11 protein-coding genes are annotated in these 18434 nt (G+C 55.7%); 2 read left to right on the top strand and 9 right to left on the bottom strand.

Annotated elements, in window-relative coordinates; genetic code table 11:
• Positions 1 to 258 precede the first annotated feature (258 nt).
• A complete protein-coding gene (locus tag FD02_RS02695) occupies positions 259 to 1710 on the top strand; it encodes a family 1 glycosylhydrolase (protein ID WP_056950222.1) in 1452 nt (483 codons plus the stop codon).
• Positions 1703 to 3496 (top strand): glucose PTS transporter subunit IIA, encoded by a 1794-nt coding sequence (locus FD02_RS02690; RefSeq protein ID WP_054722944.1) that lies wholly within the window; start codon positions 1703 to 1705, stop codon positions 3494 to 3496. Before FD02_RS02695 ends, FD02_RS02690 begins: the two co-directional genes overlap by 8 nt.
• Positions 3497 to 3541: 45 nt before the next feature.
• Here FD02_RS02690 and FD02_RS02685 read toward each other — a convergent pair whose 3' ends face one another.
• The 9 genes from FD02_RS02685 to FD02_RS02645 all read right to left on the bottom strand — a co-directional run bounded on the left by FD02_RS02685 (position 3542) and on the right by FD02_RS02645 (position 18425).
• The gene (locus FD02_RS02685; protein ID WP_056950219.1) at positions 3542 to 5002 is read right to left on the bottom strand and encodes a response regulator transcription factor; all 1461 of its coding nucleotides are present in this window, start codon (positions 5000 to 5002) and stop codon (positions 3542 to 3544) included.
• Positions 5003 to 5016: 14 nt separating this feature from the next.
• Positions 5017 to 6711, bottom strand: coding sequence for a sensor histidine kinase (locus FD02_RS02680; RefSeq protein WP_156408214.1), 1695 nt, complete (start codon positions 6709 to 6711; stop codon positions 5017 to 5019).
• 101 nt (positions 6712 to 6812) lie between these two features.
• Positions 6813 to 9086 (bottom strand): glycoside hydrolase family 31 protein, encoded by a 2274-nt coding sequence (locus FD02_RS02675; protein WP_056950337.1) that lies wholly within the window; start codon positions 9084 to 9086, stop codon positions 6813 to 6815.
• A 21-nt stretch (positions 9087 to 9107) separates the two neighbouring features.
• Positions 9108 to 12176, bottom strand: coding sequence for an alpha-mannosidase (locus FD02_RS02670; protein ID WP_056950214.1), 3069 nt, complete (start codon positions 12174 to 12176; stop codon positions 9108 to 9110).
• A gap of 109 nt (positions 12177 to 12285) precedes the next feature.
• Complete coding sequence (locus tag FD02_RS02665; protein WP_054721622.1) at positions 12286 to 13755, bottom strand: ABC transporter substrate-binding protein; 1470 nt, start codon at positions 13753 to 13755, stop codon at positions 12286 to 12288.
• A 67-nt stretch (positions 13756 to 13822) separates the two neighbouring features.
• The gene (locus FD02_RS02660) at positions 13823 to 14740 is read right to left on the bottom strand and encodes a carbohydrate ABC transporter permease (protein WP_056950211.1); all 918 of its coding nucleotides are present in this window, start codon (positions 14738 to 14740) and stop codon (positions 13823 to 13825) included.
• 19 nt (positions 14741 to 14759) lie between these two features.
• On the bottom strand, positions 14760 to 15677 hold the full coding sequence (locus FD02_RS02655; protein ID WP_056950208.1) for an ABC transporter permease: 918 nt from the start codon (positions 15675 to 15677) through the stop codon (positions 14760 to 14762).
• Positions 15678 to 15907: 230 nt separating this feature from the next.
• Positions 15908 to 16516, bottom strand: a complete 609-nt coding sequence (locus tag FD02_RS02650) for a YesL family protein (protein WP_054721621.1) — start codon at positions 16514 to 16516, stop codon at positions 15908 to 15910.
• A 58-nt stretch (positions 16517 to 16574) separates the two neighbouring features.
• Entirely contained in the window at positions 16575 to 18425 is a 1851-nt protein-coding gene (locus FD02_RS02645) for a beta-N-acetylhexosaminidase (RefSeq protein ID WP_056950205.1), read from the bottom strand.
• Between the last annotated feature and the right edge of the window lie 9 nt (positions 18426 to 18434).

Raw genomic sequence — 18434 nt, 5'->3', positions numbered from 1 at the left:
GAGCGACCGGCGCTGAAAGTGTCGCCGGACACAGGCAGTTAAATGGACCGCTGAGGGTTCCCCCGAACGCCTTGCTAGTACGGGGAAACGGGTAGGCACTCGTCAGTTGCCGGGAGGGTGTTGGCCCTTCGCTAAGTGTGGTTTGACGCGGCCGTTTTTGGCGTCGCGTCGAGCTGAATTAAGGTGGCACCGCGGGTAACCGTCCTTACAAATTTAATTTGTATGGGCGGTTTTTGTTTTGCCCGGAAAGAGGTCAAGATGACATATTTACTCGGCGGAGCCATCGCCAGTTCGCAAGCAGAAGGTGGGTTTCACGACGGGGGCAAGGGCCCGAGCACCCAGGACATGCGCTACCTTGACGGGGCTTGGACCCCGGAACAAATCGAAACCAAGCACCAGCAGTCGCCGTTTACGCAAGCAGAGTTGACTGCCGCCTTGGCCGATGATGATACCACCTACTACCCCTTGCGCCGCGGCATCGATTTTTATCATCACTACAAAACGGACATCGCCTTACTGGCCGAGCTGGGGTTGCAAGTCTTTCGCACCTCGATCAGCTGGTCGCGACTTTACCCCAACGGCGACGAGCTGGAGCCCAACGAAGCAGGCATCGCCTATTACCGCGACTTATTCACCGAGTGCCAGCGTCACGGCATCAAAGTCTTGGCCACGATGATCCACTACGACATCCCCGTCCACCTCGTCACGGCTTACGGCGGCTGGCAAAACCGGCAGCTAATCACCTTCTTCAAGCGCTACGTGACGACGCTGTACACCCGCCTCGGGGATGTCGTCGATTACTGGCTCCCCTTCAACGAAATCAACGCGGCCAAGTTCTCGCCTTGGGACGGCGTCTGCCTGATTCCCACGCCGCGCGCCGGCTTAGACCAAGCGATTTACCAAAGCCTGCATCACCAGTTCCTGTGTAGCGCTTGGGCGGTGAAGCTGGGCCGCCAGCTCGTGCCGGGCAAGCTAGTCGGCGGCATGATTGCCCGCTTCACCACCTATCCTGCGACCTGCAAACCGGAAGACAATTTGCAGGCACTACAAGACGAGCAATATGCCAACTGGTTTTACCTCGACGTCTTGGCGCGCGGCAGCTATCCCAGCTACATGACCCGCTACTTCAATAAGATTGGCGTCCACATTCACACCGAGCCCGGGGACGCGGCCTTGCTTCAAGAAGGACGCGTCGGCTTCGTGGCCTTTTCCTATTACTTCTCGCAGGTCGCGACCAACCAACCCGATTGGGAGCAAACCGCCGGCAATCTCATCATGACGAAGAAGAATCCTTACCTCACCACCAGCGAATGGGGCTGGCAAATTGACCCGGTCGGCTTGCGCATCACGTTGAATCAGCTCAACGACCGCTATGGCCTGCCCATCATCGTCGCAGAAAATGGCTTGGGCGCTCACGACGAGCTCACCGCCGACGACACCGTGCACGACCCCTACCGCATCGCCTACCTCAAGGCGCACCTCGCCCAGCTCGACTTGGCCGTGGCCGATGGCGTGAACCTTCTGGCCTACACCATGTGGGGCATCATCGACATCGTGTCTTGCGGCGCGCTGACCATGGCCAAGCGCTACGGTGTGATTTACGTGGACCGCGACAACGCCGGTCACGGCAGCGACCGCCGGGTCAGAAAAGATTCGTTTTATTGGTACCGCGACTACATTGCCGCACATAAGGAGGCCACTCATGACTGATTCTGAATTGGCTCGCACCATTATTGCCGACCTAGGCGGGTCGGCGAATATTACCCACCACCTGCACTGCGTCACGCGCTTGCGCTTCAACCTGCGCGACGATACCGCGGCCGATCTCGATGCCATCGCCGCCCTCCCCGGCGTCCTCGGCACGCAACGCCAAAACGGCCAGACTCAAGTGGTCATCGGCCCGCGGGTCGCCGATGTCTATGCCCAAGTGGCCGCCCAGCTCGGTGGGGCTAGCGCGGCCCCGGCGCGGCGCTTTTCGCTTCAGCTACTCTTCGACGTCATCACCGGCATCTTCAGTCCGATCATTCCCGCCTTGGTGGCCGGCGGGATCTTGAAGGGGCTGTTGGCCATCGTCGAAAGCATTGCGCCGGCTTTGGCCAAGAACAGCACGGTGGCGTTAATCAGCATGATTTCCGACGTGCCGTTTTACTTTCTACCAGTGTTACTCGCTGTCACTGCAGCACGCCGCTTCAAGGTCAACGAGTTTTTGGGCCTGTGCGTAGCGGGCGCCATGCTGTACCCGAGTTTTACCGCCACGATTGCCAGTGGTAAGTCCGGCCTCAGCCTGTTTGGTGCCACCATTCCTAGCTTCACCTATTCGGATTCCGTCTTTCCCGTCATCCTCAGCGTCGGCTTGTTGGCGCTGGTGTATCACGCCATCGATCGGGTGATTCCCGACATGTTCAAGCTGGTGGTCGTCCCCGCTGTGGCGCTATTGATCACCATTCCAGTGGCGTTACTCGTCTTGGCGCCGCTGGGGGCCTATGGCGGTCAATACCTGGCCAGTGGCATCGTTTGGTTATTCACCAAGGCTGGCCTGTTGACCGGTTTTCTCCTGGGCTTCTTCATGCCGCTGATCGTGCTTACCGGGATGCACCAGTCCACCAGCCCCATTCAGATTCAAAACATCGCCACAATGGGCTACGACTACCTGCTGCCGATTTCCTTCGCCCACAACATGGCCGAAAGCGGCGCCGCGTTCGGGGCGGCCTTGCGGATGAAAAATAAGGAACGCCGCGCGGCAGCAATGTCCACGAGCTTTTCGGCATTCCTCGGGATTTCCGAGCCCGCACTGTACACCGTCAACGTGATCAACAAGACGCCGTTGATCGCCGCTATGATTGCCAATGGCATCGGTGGTGCCTTGACGGTCGTCTTTAGCGTCAAGTGCTACGCCTTCGTTATGCCTGGTATCACCTCACTGCCCGTGTACGCCAAGGCGGGCAACATGATGAACTTGGTTTGGATGATTGTCTGCATCGCCGCCACCTTCGTCATCGCCGCTGGCTTGGCCTTCGCGCTGAGTCGTCAGCTCGCCACCAGTGAGTCAGTGCTGGTGCTCCACCAGCCAGTCGCCGGCCAGCGCGAGCCTCTGAGCGCCGTGGCGGACGCCACGTTTGCCTCTGGTCAGGTCGGTCAAGGATTTGCGGTGCAACCTAGCGACGGTGAAGTCATGGCCCCAGCCGCTGGGACCATCGCCAGCATTGCCGAGACGCACCACGCCATCACCATGACGACGCCAGACGGGACCGGTATCTTGCTCCACCTCGGGATCGATACCGTCTCCGCTGACGGAGCGCCGTTTACCGTTCACGTGGCCGTCGGCGATCACGTAACAGTCGGCCAGCCGCTCGTCACCATGGACCTCGCCCAGCTGGCCGCGGCGCATTTGGACCCCACCGTCATCGTCACCTTGCCGGACGCCCACCGGCCCTTTACCATCGCCGCGGCGCCGACTCCCGCCGCACCGGTAGGCAGCACACTGGCAACGAGTTAAGCGAAAACGGCACCGCACGAATGTTGACGTGCGGTGCCGTTTTGCTTAGTCTTGGGCGTTACCGGCAGCCGCGCGGTATTCACGCGGCGACATGCCCGTTTGTTGCTTGAATAATTTATAGAAGTAACTCGGCGTCTGATAGCCTACCGCCAAGGCGATACGATTGACGTCTTCCTCGGAATTTTGCAGCAGGTCCATCGCTAGGCCCATTCGCCAGTCGTTGAGATACTGGGAAAAACTACGGCCCGTTTCCTGCTTAAACTGTTGGCCGAGGTACACGGCATTCAGGTGTAACTCCTTGGCCACCGTGCTCAGGCTAAGTGGCTCCTGGTATCGCGCCCGGACGAGTTCACGCATCATCAAGACGTTGCGGGAATACTGGTGGCGCTCCTGCAACGCGGCGCGCTGGGCCACGTCGACTAAGGTCGTAATCAGCTTCGTCACCGTTTGCGCCTGATTGATCGCGGCAATGGTCGTTGACTTGCCTTCCGTTGCCGGCAGTTGCTCGCTTAATACCAACAACACAACTAAGGCGAACTGCTTGGCAAACGTGACGGAGGCATTGGCCTTGGCAAATTCCGCCATTTGTTGCACTAGCCAGTGGCGAAAGGCCGCCGGCTCGAGGTCTCCGATTGCGTCTTTTACTGTGCTGTACCCCGGTAGCGTCAGCACTTGGCTGGCCTGAGCCGGGCGTGTTAACTCTCGTAACCCCGCCGCGGTTTCGAAGAAATACTGCCGGGCAATTTCGGCCGTGAGCTGCGCGTAATCCTCGCGTAGCTCCGCCGGTCGGCTCGCCGGCGGGCCGATGAGCACTGGCCGCCGCGACGAACTCACCGGCAGTGGCGCTTCCTGCACGAAGGTCGCCAGCTCCTTAGCATCCCCTTGGAACAAGATGAAGAAGTCCTGCCCTTCACGGAAAAACCCGTGCACGGCCGGCATCACGCGCAGAAACTTGACCAGCACCTTGGGCGGAATCGGGTTCATGACAGCCAATAGCCGTACCGGTGTCCCCATACTGGCAAAGTTGACGGCCAGCGAGTCAATTAACGCCGCCTCGTCGCCCGCCCCGGTGACTAAGTCGCGTAGCTCGGCTTGCGCGGCCAGCGAGGCGTTATAGTCGCTTTCCTGCCGCGCCGCGATTCGCTTCATCGCCGCCTCGAGAGTGGTGATCAACTCGTCGGTATCGATGGGCTTGCGCAAGTAATTCACGGCGTGTTGCTGCAAGCCGGCGCGAACGTAGTCGAAGTCCTCATAACCGGAGATGACGATGAGTTCCATATCCGGTTGTAAGGCCTTGGCCTTGGCGACAAAATCGGGCCCTGCGAGTTCCGGCATGTTCATGTCGGACAGCAAAATATCGACGGGTTCTTTGCCAAGGTAATCCAAAGCCAGCAACGGATTTTGCGCCGTATTGACGATAGTTAGACCCATGGCTTCCCAATCGATCAGCTTACGCAGACCGCGCAGCAACATATATTCATCATCGACAATCATCACGCGTAGCATCGCCATCCCCCTTTCTACATCGGCGCCGTTTGTGGCTTCACCGTAAACTGAATCGTCGTCGTCACGCCGTCGTCATCGCTGGCCAGCCACATGGCAAAGCTGTCCCCGAAGTAATCCCTAAGCCGCGAGTAGACGTTTTGCAAGCCAATCGAGTGCACCTGCGCCTCGCCCAGTGGTTGCTGCATCCGGGCATTAAGCTCGCTCACTCGCGCGGCAGATAACGGTTTGCCGTTATTCGCCACGGTGATTGTCACGCGATTCTCTTGGCGCGTTGCCTTGATGTGTAAGGCGTTGTCTCCGCGGGCAAAATCGACGCCGTGCACGAAGTAATTCTCCACAATCGGCTGAAAACTAAACTTCGGAATCTCAAGGGCGGCCACACTCGGTTCAACCGTAATCTGGTACGCCAGCCGCCGCGGGAAGCGCACCTGGTATAAGAAGACATACTTGTCGATGAAGTCGAGTTCCTTTTGAATCGTCGTCAGCGGTGAAAAATCGGTATTGTTACGCAACAAGGCGGCAAAACTGTACACCACCTTTGCCAGCTCCGGTTGGTCGGCGTCTAGCGCGGCCATGCGGATATATTCCAGCGTGTTGGACATGAAGTGGGGATTGATCTGCGCCTGCAAGGCCTTGATGTTGGCCTCTTGCTGGGCGATACGCAGCTGGTAAATCGTGTAGATATAGTCGTCTAAGTCGCTAAGCATGCGGTTAATGCCTTCACCTAGCTCGCTTAAGTCGGCTTGGCGCACCGTTGCCGGCACCCGCGCCTTGATGTCGCCATTGCCCACGGCCTTAACGGTATCGAGAATCGTATCGAGCTGGCGCCGGTAGGTTCCAAACATCAGCCACAACACGACACTCAACAGGAACAGCAACGTGATGCCGATGGCGGCAATTTCGCTGACTCGCAGGATCAGCAGTTGCTGGAGTCCTTTTTTGTTCACAACAAACAGCAGCTGAAACTCATTGCCGATGTCCTTGCTGTGCACGGTATAGCCCTTCAGCTTGGCCAGTGTGTCACCAGTGACCGCCTTAGTCACCTGCCGCCGCTCACTTGTCGCCACAGAGGCATCGCTGAAGTGGTTGACGATAGTGTGATCGCTGTTCAACACGAGCACCTGCAAGTGCGCCTTGACGTCGATGGCGCTGAGCTGTTGATCCAACAGGTGCTTGTTGTAATCCACGCCAATGGAACCGTCCACCGTGGCACTCATCGGGTTGATCAAGGCAGAGAAGAAGTCTGGCGTGTTGCCCCGGAGCTTCTGGACGCTGCCTTCTTTTTTCTGTTGCGTGGCGATGAACGCCTGGTTACTGGTCGCCCGAGGAATCGTCACAATCAGACGCTGCACCTCGGGATGTTGCATCATGAAACTGTATGATTCGTTGGGCCAATAGTAATACGGCGCATCGCCTTGGCTTTGGTCGATGGCGTAATTCGCGTACCGGGCCGGGGATAACACGAAGTATTGGGAAATATTCGTCAGTCTCCGCGGATCCGACGTGATGTTGGCGGCCAAGTCGTCCGTCACCTGTTGGTAGCGGGTGACGAGGTCGCTTGCCCGCTGCGTCGCCATGTTTTCCGCCTGCTTGACCGCCGCTTGCGCACTGCTGACCGAAATGATGATACCCACACCGGTCACGCCCATGCCCATCACAATCAGCACGACGGTATAGATCTGCATCAGTCGCCGAAAATTCACTCTCACCGTCGCACCTCCAATTCATTCAGTTTAGCACAAATGGCCCCATCATTTAGACCCAAAAAAAACGCCGAAGCCCACGACTTCGGCGTCAATATCCGCCTGACTTACCGGACTAATTCATACTGATTCCCGGCTGCATTCAACTGAAACTGCAGCGTCTGGGTCGGGGTTTGCACCGTCACGTGTTGATAAGGTGTGACGCCGCGATGCAGGAAGGTCACGCTTGCCTGCCCCGTCGCGTTCACCTTGACGAGATAACGGTTATACGCCCCTTGTTGGTAGGCGTAGTCACTCCCGTTATCCTGGTAATGCTCACACTCGCCCCGGCTGCCGAATAACTTGAAGGTCAGCGTGGTTTCCGTGGTGGGGTCGACCCACTCACTCGCCGGCCGTAACGGCAACAGGGTATCGGCGTGAACAAACAGCGGCAGATGTCCTAACGGCGCCTGGACCAAGGCAGTTTGCCGACCGGCGTAGTGCTTGCCAGTGGTGAAATCGAGCCAATCGCCGGCGGGGAAGTAGACGCTGCGCGCCGTCTCCCCTGGCATCAGGACCGGGGCCACCAGCAGTTGTTGACCAACCAGGTACTCGCTACTTAAGTCGGTCACCTGTGGGTCATCTGGGTAGTGTAACACCAGCGGCCGCATCACCGGCAACCCGGTCCGGGTCCCGGCTTCCAACAGATCATAGAGGTAATCGATCAGCTGATAGCGTAGCTGGAGATTTTGCCGGTACAAGTCCAGAGTTTGCTCGTCAAACTGCCAAGGCTCCTGCATCCGCGTGCCGGCGCAGCTGTGATTGCGCAACAGCGGACTGAACAAGCCGGCTTCGAGCCAGCGGACTAACAGCTCCGCCGTGGTATCGCCGAGAAAGCCGCCGATATCGGTACCGGCGATGGCAAAACCACTCAGGCCAAGGTTACACAGCTGCGGAATCAGGAGCTGCAGGTTCGACCAAGACGAGCGGTTGTCGCCGGTCCACACTGTGCTGTACCGCTGGGTGCCGGCATACGCCGCCCGCGTGATGACAAATGGCCGCTTGCCCGTTTGTTCCCGCAGGCCTTCAAAGGTGGCCTGGTCCATGTTGTGCGCATACTGATTATGCATCGCTAGCGCCGTGCTTGGCTCATCATCGTCACTAAACACCGTGTCGTCGGGTAGCTCGCCGCGGAAGCTGGCTGGCTCGTTCATGTCGTTCCAAACGCCACTCACGCCGAGGTCGGTGAGAATCTGCTGATTCTTCGCCCACCACCGCCGCACGCGCGACTGCCCGAAGTCCGGATAAACGGCATCCCCTGGCCAAACCTGGTTGACGTACACCTCTCCTTTAGGCGTGGTGGCAAAGGCGTGCTGCTTGATGCCTTCCTTGTAGATGGCGTAGTCGGGATCCACCTTTACCCCGGGGTCGATAATGGTCACCGTCTTCAGGCCAACGTTCAACAAATCCGCCGTCAACTTCTTCATGTCTGGGAACTTGTGTGAATCAACCGTAAATACCCGGAAACCATCCATATAGTCGATGTCCAAGTGAATCGCGTCGGCTGGTAGGTGCAGCTCTCGCAGGTGCGTTGCGACATCCCGTACCGCCCCTTCGGTTTCATAGCTGAAGCGCGACTGCTGATAGCCCAGCGTCCATTTTTGCGGTAGCGGTGTGCGCCCGGTCAAGTAGGTGTAGTTGCGCACCACATCGGTCAGGCCGGCGCCACCAATGATGTAGTAATTCAACTCGCCACCAGCGGCAGAATAATAGAAGTAAGCCGAAGATTCCTTGCCCAGATCAAAATGACTCGGATACGGATTGTCGAAAAACAGCCCGTATGCCCGGTCATGGACCAGCCCCAGCAAAAATGGAATGCTCTTGTATAGTCGCGTAATGTCCTCAAGGTGCGGGCGGCCATCGTCGGTATTCCAGTTGTCATACACATAGCCGCGCTTATCGAGCCAACCGGTTTTGTCCCCAAGGCCGTAGAAGTGCTCATCGGCGCGGAGCTGCTTGACGACCTGCAGCTTGGCCGCCGCTGGCGCAGCGGGCAAGGAATGCCCCTCGGCCTCAACCAAAGCACTTTTGGCGGCATCCATGTCGCGCTTCAGCGGCGTCATTTCGCCGCGATAGTCGATTACCAGCGGTGTCCCCACGCTATCATAGGCATCGACATGGCCGGCGGCATCGACTCGAATCGTCAACGCGCTGGAGGCCAAGGTCAACGTTTCGCCCTGAGTAACCGTAATTGGGGTCGTCTGCTCGCGCTTTGGCAGCACGGCCACACTCGCCCGTCCCGGCGCCTGCAGGCTTTGAACCCGCACGATTTCGGCGGTAATAAAGCTGATGCGTAGGCCGGCGTTGGGAACAGCAAAGCTCTGTCCAGTTTGTTCAAACATTAACGTCAATTGTCTATCCTCCTACTTCAAGGTGACTCGAATTGTTTGGACGGCAAACCCGCCAAATGGCACGGTGACGGTGTGACCATCTGGACTGATGGTCAGTGCCGATTCCGGTTGCTCTAACAGGTTACATAGATCCGCACTCGCCAAGGCCTGTTGGAAGGTGATGGTCGCCGTGGTTTGCGCGTTGGCGTACTCATACGCGCGCAAGATGATGGCGGCATCGTCCTCGGCAGGCTTAATCGTGTCAATGATGATGTTAGGCTGGGCCACACTCACCCAAGCCTCAGTCCGTTGCGCCGGGGCAGCGACATCTGACCACACCACCGCAGGCGTATTCAAGGCTAAGGCCGCCTGCATCGTACCAGCTTCTCGCCAACCACCGGCGTGCGGGAACAGGGTGTAGGTAAAACGGTCATGACCGGTATCGGCCTGCGGATCCGGGAAGGTCGGGCACCGGTGCAGCGACACACCAAGGTGCTGATACCCGGCATCATAACCGTACTTGGCATCGGTGAGGATACTCAGGCCGTAACCATTATCGGATAAATCGGCCCACTTTTGGGCGGGCACTTCAAACTTGGCCTGCTCCCAGCTGGTGTTTTTGTTCACCGGCCGCGTCAAGTTACCGAATTGAATGTCGTAGCTCGCCTCGGTGGCATTCACGGCTACCGCATTTTCACACCGTAAGAACGTATGGTCGTCGTGCCAGTCGAGGTCGCAGTCAATTTGAATCTTGGTGGTGCCGTGAATGAAGTGCAGCCGCGTGTCGATGGTGGAATGTTCAAATCGGCGCACGATATGCAAGGTGTCGCGCAAGGCGCCTTGCCCCTCGATCGTGGCACTGACCACGGTGGCTACCGGCCAGGACTTCGCGTGATAGGTCGAATCGACGTTCCACGCGTCGTATTCCGTCGGCAGGTCTTGATACACCACCAGCTGATTCAATAGCCCGCCAGCAGGCACGACTTCGCGTTGCGCCTGCTTGTCATACAAGCTCGTGATGTTATAGGCAGCATCGAATTTGACCTTCAATTCCGCAGTTTCATAAGTCTGGCCCAGCGGTTTGGCCGCTGGCACAGCCACTGCTGCTTGCTTGACCGGCGTGATGGTGGCAAAGGCAAATGGCGCTACCTGAGGCACCTGCACCAGGGCAGTGGTCGCACTTAGCTGTTGCGTCGCCACGGGTTGCCCGTTCACCGTCGCGCCTTGCTCTGGCGTTAACGGCAACTCAACTGCCACCGACCGCGTCTGGCCCCACGGGTTATATACCGTCGTCGCCCCTGGCGCTGGGGTCAATTGGCCCTTGGCATACTCGGCTTGCAGGTCGTGCAACTGGCTAAACGCGGTGGCGTAGTCCTGGTCCGTTTGCTGATACACCTGCGGAATTGAGCTTCCTGGTAAGACGTCATGGAACTGATTGAGTAGTGCCCGCTCCCAAATTGGCCCCAACACTTCTCGATGGGCACCGGCACTCGGCGTCGTTGCCAACAGTTTCTCGGTGGACTGCAATTGCGTCTCCAATGCGCGGTTAGCGTGTTTAGAATGCGCCTGCGACGTGTAAGTGCCGCGGTGGAACTCAAAGTACAGCTCCCCCATCCACACCGGCACGGCATCGCGATTGGCCGCCATGGTGCCAGCCAAGTGGTCGAAGTACTCGCGCACGCCAGCCTGACGCACGCGTGGCATGCCGGCAATGCCATGCTGGAACCGATTCAGATATTCCATCATCTCAGGCGTCGGGCCACCGCCGCCGTCTCCCCAGCCATAGGCGACCAGAACGCTATCGCTGACGTCTTTTTGCCGATACTTATCCCAGGTTTTCTTCAGCACATTCGGGGTCACCAACCCAGAATAAGTACTGTACCATTCGTTGAGGCTCCAGAACTCACTAATCGTGTTGATGATGTGCGCCACGACCTGCGTCCCGTCGATCCCTTGCCAGTAGAAGCTGGTATCCGGGAAGATGTTGGTATCATTCCAAGCCAATTTGGTGGTCATGAAGTAATCAACGCCAGCTTTTTTCATCAATTGTGGCAAAGAGGCCGAGTAACCGAAGACATCCGGCAACCACAGGACCTTCGAGTCGATATCAAACTCACGCTTGAAGAAGCGCTTGCCGTACATCAGCTGCCGCACCAGCGACTCACCCGATGGCAAGTTCGTGTCAGGTTCGATCCACATCGCGCCTTCCGGATGCCACCGGCCAGCCATCACCGCCGCTTTGATTTCGGCGTATTGGCTTGGATACTTTTCTTTAATCCACTTGTACAACTGCGGTGAGCTGTGCATGAATTGGAACTCCGGGTACTGCTTCATCAGGTTCAACACCGTAGCAAAGCTGCGGTTGGCCTTTTCTACCGTTTGCTCGATGGGCCAGAGCCAAGCCATATCAATGTGGGTGTGCCCGATGGCGTAAATCGTGCCATTCTTCGGATCTGGCGCCTCATCGAGTTGATCATGCAGGATCTGACTGGCCGCCGTCAGACTCGCCTGATAAGCTTCAGAGCCAATGTCCCGCAGGTCCAGGTGGTTAGCCGCCTCTTCCAGCGCGGCCCGATAACGATTATCCAGATTTTGTTCCGCCGTCACATTCTTCCAGCAGCCCAGATACGTCATGAAGTCAAAATACGTCGTGCGCGTCTGTGGGTCGATCAGGTTCACCACCGCATCCAGTGGGAATTTCTTGTCATCGCGGCCGGCATAGATTTGAAGCCGAAAAGTGAGTACCCCATCCACAAACCAGGCGGCATCAAGCGGGCAATCGTGGTGATTCACGTCGAAGGCCTGCACTAATTCCGTGCCGATGAACAGTTTGATTTGCGGGTTCCGCGTGTTGTCATCGTTATACCCGCGGGTCCCAACGGTCAACACATACTGATTCGCCGGGTCAAAATCCGGCACCGACACCGTCATGGTCATATCATAATTGGCGTTTTCCCCACCGAAATAGTCTCCGGCATGGTAGGTGCGCTCGCCATCAGCGTCGCTGAGTGTGGCCGAGGTGAATGGATAACTCTTGGTGACGATGTGTTCCTGAAGTACCTCCGCGATGCGGCTGATCCGCTTAAAACTAGCTTCGTTCATGCTATTCCTCCTTGGTTAGATATCAAAAAAAACTGGTACCGATGGATTTTTCCCACCGGTACCAGTAACCTACCTCCTATGAGGCGAGTGGCAATCAACTTGCCGAGATTTACTTTTCACTCTTCAAAAAGGCATCGTATTGCTTTTGCAGCAACTTCTGCACTTTCGCGTAGCCAGCCTGCTTGAGTTCAGCATCCATCTTCTTGACCGTCGACTTTGGTTCAGCCGTCCCGGTGTTCAAGATATCAGCATACTTACTCATGACGTTACTGATGTTCGTCAGCTCAGTCTTGACGGAGCTGGTGTCTGGGTTGAAGCCCAGAGCAGCAGATTCAGGCGTGTCTTTGATGGACTTGTCGCGAGTCGCCTTGTCAGCAGTCGTGATGTTGTCCTTGGTGTACAGCAGTTTGTTGTTCCCGTTCAGCCAAGCACCGAGTGCCTTAGGCGCATCGTAACCCTTCAAGGTCTTGATGGAACCAGTCTTCTCGTTGGTGAACTTCCACTGTTCCCCTTCAACACCCCAAACCAAGGTGTTTTCGAGCTTCTTATCAGTGTTGATCGCATTCATGACCTGCATCGCAGCCTTTTGGTGCTTCGAAGTCTTGGACATGACGTAAACAGCCATTTGTGCATCAGACGTGTTCTTGAATGGCTCAGAAAGATCATTGATGATGATTTCCTTACCACCGGCAGCCGTATTCAACGCCTGGTTACCATAGTCGAAAGGACCGTTCGTTTGAGTCTGCATGAACCAAGTGTCCGTGCCAGCGTTATAAGTCGTGGAGCTCGTTGCAGCGTCCTTAGGGATGTAGCCCTTTTGGTACCAGCTGTGCAACGTCTTCATGTCCTTCATCATTTCGTCGTTGTCATAAGGGTTGAACACCTTGGTGCTCTTGCCAGTGGCATCAACGGCAAACGGGAAGTTGTTCCCCAACGGATAGGACATCGCCTTAGGCACAATCCGATAGCCCTTAACAATTGAGAAGGCCGCAGTGCTTGGGTTCTTGGCGTGGAACTGAGCCAAGACCTTGGTGGCATCTTGATAGGAGTTAACACCCTTCACATCGATCCCATACTTCTTGGTATACGTCGAGTTGAAGGCCAGAACAGTCTTGGAAAAGACATTGGCGTTAGTCGGGAAGCCGTAAATCTTGCCGTTAACGGTAACCCCTTTCCAATAGGCCGGGTCAATGGCGTTGTAAGCCGGCTTAGCGTATTTCTTAATCAGGCTGGTTTGGTCTTGGAACAGGCCCTTCGCCGCGTTGTTCGCGTAGTCTTCAGCAAACATGAGGTCATATGATTCCCCAGAAGTCGTCATGACGTTAAACTTCTGTGGATAATCCCCCCAGTCGATTTGCTTGATCTTCAATTCGACGTTCGGATACTTCTTTTGCAGTTCCTTGTTCGCAGCAGCCATCAACTTTTTCTCGTTTTGGATGCCGGAACCAGGTTGAATCAAGGTAACAACGGTCTTGCCATTGCTACTACTGTCGCCCGAGCTACTCTTACCGCATGCTGCCAGCAAGAGCACGCTAGCAGCCGTAGCCGCCAACGCTAATGCATGTTTGACTTGAACCATAGTGAACCCCTCCACATATATGTTTTGTGAATCCTTCTAAAACAACTTGAACCCTAATTAAGTGAGACTAACCCTTGACCCCGCCAATGGTCATGCCCTTGACGAAGTACTTCTGGAAGAATGGATACGTGATGGCGATTGGTAACGTGGCCACAACCACCACGGCAAAGCGCATGCCTTCTTGAGGAATCTGGTTCGCGATTTGCGTTGCGCCGCCTTGCGCCGCCTGTTGCGCTAGCACACTGATATCATTTTGAATCTTGACCAGCAGGTATTGCAGCGGAATCCACGTCGAGCTGCTCATGTACAGCAACGCGTTGAACCAGTCGTTCCAATACGACAAGGTGGTAAACAGGCTGATCGTGGCGATCCCAGGCACCGCCAGTGGCACCACGATGCTCCGGAAAGTCCGAAACTCGCTGGCGCCATCCATTCGGGCCGATTCAACAATCGCCTCAGGAACGGAGGTCATGTAGAACGTCCGCATGATCAGGACATTCCACACACTGAAACTCATTGGTAGAATCAGTGACCACACGTTGTCCTGCAAGCCCAGCATCTTAGTGACGACCAAGTAAGTTGGCACCATGCCTGGCGTGAACAGCAAGGAAATCAAGGCGAAAATGGTGAAGAACCGGGCAAATTTGAAGTTCGGCCGCGAAATCGCGTAAGCATAAGTCGAAACGAATGTGGTGTTGATCACAGTCCCGACAACAGTGACAAAGATGGTCACAGCCAGCGACTTAAAGATCTGACCACCCATGTTACCAAGATACTGATAGCTCCCCAGTGACCAATGCTTCGGCCAGAACTGGTACCCGAATTGGGTGATATCCGTTTCCTTCGTCAAGGACAAAATGATGATGAAAACGAAGGGTAAGACACAACTTAAAGCGAAGATGCCAAGCACGATGTTAAAGAACAGGTTCGTTCCAGAACTGAACTTACGGATATCTTCAGCGGTTACAGTTTTTTTCTTCCGCAATCTTGAACGCCCCTTTTCTCTAGAATAGTGCTGCTTCTGGCTGCTTCTTCCGCACGATCAGGTTCGTGATGATAATCAGAACCGCCCCGACCACTGATTGCACAAGCCCGGCGGCGGTTGACATCCCAATATCATTCGTCGTCGTCAACGCACGGTAGATGTAGGTATCAAAGGTCTGCGTGACGTTGATCAGCGTCCCCGATTCTCGCGGCAACAGGTAGAATAGCCCGAAGTCGCTTCGGAAGATGCCCCCGATGTTCAGAATCAACATCAAGGTCGCAACCGGCAAAATGTGTGGCAACGTCACGTTCTTAATTTGTTGCCACTTGTTGGCGCCATCGATCATCGCCGCATCGTAATAGGATGGGTCGATGCCGCTGGCGGTCGCGAAGTACAGAATACTGTTGTACCCAATGCCTTTCCAAACGCCCATGAAGATGATAATGAATGGCCAGAATGTCGGATTGTTGTAGAAATCAATCGCGGTCCCACCGCTACCGGTGATCAAGTGATTGATGACCCCTTTATCCGTGCTGAGGAAGGCATACAGGAAGTACGCGAGAATCGCCCAGGACAAGAAGTAAGGGAACAACATCGACGTTTGGTAAACCTTGAGCAGCCGCTTGCTACGCATTTGGCTCATCACGATCCCAAAGAAGATCGCGAAGACGAAGTTTAACCCGAGGAAGGTCAGGCTATACCCCACGGTGTTCCGTAACACCAGCCCGAAATCGGCAGAATGGAAGAAGAACTCGAAATTCTTGAATCCGACGAATGGGCTATGGATCAGGCTGTAGACAAAGCCTTGCGGATCGTACTGGAAATTTTGGAAAGCGACCACGTTCGCTAGTACCGGAATGTAGAAGAACACGATGAGAAACAACGTGCCCGGTAAAACGAAGAGCAAATAAGTGCCGTTGTCCTTCAGGGTGCGCATGAAGCCGCGCTTCGTGGTCCCTGACTGTTTTGTCGCAGGTGCTTGTGCGACAGCCGTACTACTATCCAATTCACCCGCCCCTTTCTTTGTTTTGTTAACGGTTACAGTATAAAAGCGTTTCCAGAGGTAACCAATCTACAAATTTAAGTTATTCGGTGACAAATTAAAGGAGTGGTGTGATATAAGCCAACACAAAAACGCCGAGACAACTGCCTCGACGCTTGTTGATGTTATTCAGCTAAGTGCGCATCGACAAAGGTAAACCACTTTGCCGAAATATAAAATGTCCACAACACCAGGGCTGGTATGGTCATAAACAGAATCAATCCTGGCCACTTGATCGTGAAGACAACAATCATGAGCAACCCACCTAAGAACAGCAATAGCCGGGGAAAGCTCGAGAAGAACTGACTGACCGCCAGCCGCAGCGCCACCTTAAACGTGACGTCGTAGTGGCTTTGCAGCACTATCGTGAACATGCCCAGCGCCAAGCAAAGCAGCAAGGCAAAAATTAGGATGAAGATGATGAACAACATCCACCCGACCTTAAACTGTAAGGCGAGATATAAGCTTTCACTCAGAATTGCCCCGACAATGGCAAAGCCCCACCACTGCATGTTTGCCGCCTTGAACACTTGCTTAAAGGTTTGCCAGCTCTCATGCCAGTGGTATTCCCGATACTGCCAGCCATGGTGGTCATAAATCTCTGCCACGGTCCGCATTGCGGGGCCAACGCCTGCAATCACAAGGCCGGCAACCGTCAGTATCCAGAAGTAAAAACTCAGAATCAACATCACATACACTTTTGTAAACACATTTTGGGTCGCCTGTCCGAGCATGATCCACCTCTACCTCAAAATTCCGGAATAGCTCCGGGCCTTGCCTCAGTGTAGCACATCAATGCAAGACGTCACTCGGGCTCACGATCTGTTTGTACAAACCATGACCGACAGGGCCATTGGTCCACTTGTCCATCGGTAGCTTGACCTCGAATAACTCAGCTAACTCATCGGCACCGGCGGCAAACCGATCTAGCCGCCATAAAACGGTGTCAACGCGGGCAACCAGCCCACCGAGGCGAATGTCGAGCACTTCATACCCTTCACCGCGCCGTTCGGCATGCCACAACGCACGAAATTCCGTGATTAGCCGCTGTAGTTCTGCCTTTAAGGTCGTCAGTGCTGCCACCGCGACACCAGTGTTTGCCCGGGCTTGTGGCATCAAGGCCGCCAACGCATCAAGGGCTTTCACCTTCGCTGCCAACGTCCTAGCTAACTGCTGATAAAACTTGAACGTTTGCGCAGAATTAGCACTCACCGTGACCTGCGTCAGCTTGGTCGCCAACGCCTCATAATGCTCGGCCAAGTGCTCTGGCGCCAGGTTTTGCCGGTAACGCTGCAACAGTAGGTCTTCGTACAACACCAGCTTGCTCGGGTTGTCGGCATCCGTATTGACGGTGCCAGGCCGCAAGTTATCAAAGTCATCGAGCAAGAGGTAACTTGCTGCGTCTTCGCCTTGCATCAAGGAAAAGGCATCGGCCAATTCAGTCGGGCTGACCGTGTCGTGGTACTGGTACTCGATGAAGTCCTGCAGCCCCAGCCAGCTGGCAGACAGCGGCGTCTCCGCGCCATCGTCGAACCACATCGTCGCAACGACTTCCTTGATTCCTTCTGCCTTGGCGCCGGTCATCCCGGCCTTGATGCTGGCCAACATCTTGCTTTGGTCCGGCGCTAATCCGGCCCAGGTCCAAACCCCTCCGGCCCATACAAGCGACTGCTTAAGCTCTTTATGTTGCTTCAGCCGCACCTTGTAGATTTCTGGTTCGTCGTGGTAATAGTCCCAAAAGACTTGCCCAACGTGTGGCAGACTCGCCACGAACTCGGGGGTGAAGTGTACGGACTCGTCATACATCGTGTGCGTTGGACTGGCAATGGTAAACCACATATCACTCCACATATACGGCGTCAGTCCCAGCTCCTGCGTCAGCTCGACCACCATTTTCAGGTGATCTTGAATCAGTTGCTGCTGGTCAACGTAGCCATCATCGAGGCGCTTACCGCGACCGAGGTTATAGGCCTCATCCATCCCGATGTGAATCTTCTTGGTCAAAAATGGGGCGCTGGCGGCCGTCAACATGCGCTTCAAAAATGCGCGTGTCTCCGTTTTACCCGCATACAGCACGTCATCGGCGTCCTTCACATTGTCAAATGCCTGCCACCGCAACAAGTTCTGCAGGTGGGCCAGCGTTTGAATGGCCGGTACCAAGGTGACGCCGAAACGATCGGCGTACACCGCCAGATCATGCAGTTGCGCTTGCGAGAATCGGCCACGGCCTAAGCCGAAGTATGGTTCGCCGGGAACCTCAAAGACATCTTCAAGATAAAGCCACACCTCGGTGTACCCCAGGCTGGCCGTCCGCTCGATGAACGCCTTCAGGTTGGTCACGGTCGGTACCCCATTTCGGGCCACATCCAGCATCACTGCCACCGAATCGAAACTCGTTTGCTCTGCCACCGAGAACGCCGTTTCATGTTGGGCGTGCCCCAACCACAGCGTGACGCCGCGCATCAAATCCGCCGGGGTGTGATACGCAATGGTGCCGGTATCGCCGGCCCGCTTTAGGGTCAACCCGGCTGGCCCTTCGGTGACGGTGACCGTCGCCGTGACGGCTTGTTCACCGTGTTGATTCGCCAGTTGCTGAACGGCGAATTGATACTTTGCAGGAATCCCCTGCCATTCAACTGCCATGTTTAAACT

It is taken from the genome of Lacticaseibacillus nasuensis JCM 17158 (assembly GCF_001434705.1).
Lineage (GTDB): Bacteria > Bacillota > Bacilli > Lactobacillales > Lactobacillaceae > Lacticaseibacillus > Lacticaseibacillus nasuensis.
Note: the sequence above shows the minus strand (reverse complement) of the source record. Positions and strands in the feature narration are given on the sequence as shown.

Excerpts from the sequence above, each read along its gene's own strand:
- FD02_RS02695 (WP_056950222.1), top strand. The coding sequence starts at position 259 with ATGACATATTTACTCGGCGGAGCCATCGCCAGTTCGCAAGCAGAAGGT.
- FD02_RS02690 (WP_054722944.1), top strand. The coding sequence starts at position 1,703 with ATGACTGATTCTGAATTGGCTCGCACCATTATTGCCGACCTAGGCGGG.
- FD02_RS02685 (WP_056950219.1), bottom strand. The coding sequence starts at position 5,002 with ATGCTACGCGTGATGATTGTCGATGATGAATATATGTTGCTGCGCGGT.
- FD02_RS02675 (WP_056950337.1), bottom strand. The coding sequence starts at position 9,086 with ATGTTTGAACAAACTGGACAGAGCTTTGCTGTTCCCAACGCCGGCCTA.
- FD02_RS02670 (WP_056950214.1), bottom strand. The coding sequence starts at position 12,176 with ATGAACGAAGCTAGTTTTAAGCGGATCAGCCGCATCGCGGAGGTACTT.
- FD02_RS02665 (WP_054721622.1), bottom strand. The coding sequence starts at position 13,755 with ATGGTTCAAGTCAAACATGCATTAGCGTTGGCGGCTACGGCTGCTAGC.
- FD02_RS02655 (WP_056950208.1), bottom strand. The coding sequence starts at position 15,677 with ATGCGCACCCTGAAGGACAACGGCACTTATTTGCTCTTCGTTTTACCG.
- FD02_RS02650 (WP_054721621.1), bottom strand. The coding sequence starts at position 16,516 with ATGCTCGGACAGGCGACCCAAAATGTGTTTACAAAAGTGTATGTGATG.
- FD02_RS02645 (WP_056950205.1), bottom strand. The coding sequence starts at position 18,425 with ATGGCAGTTGAATGGCAGGGGATTCCTGCAAAGTATCAATTCGCCGTT.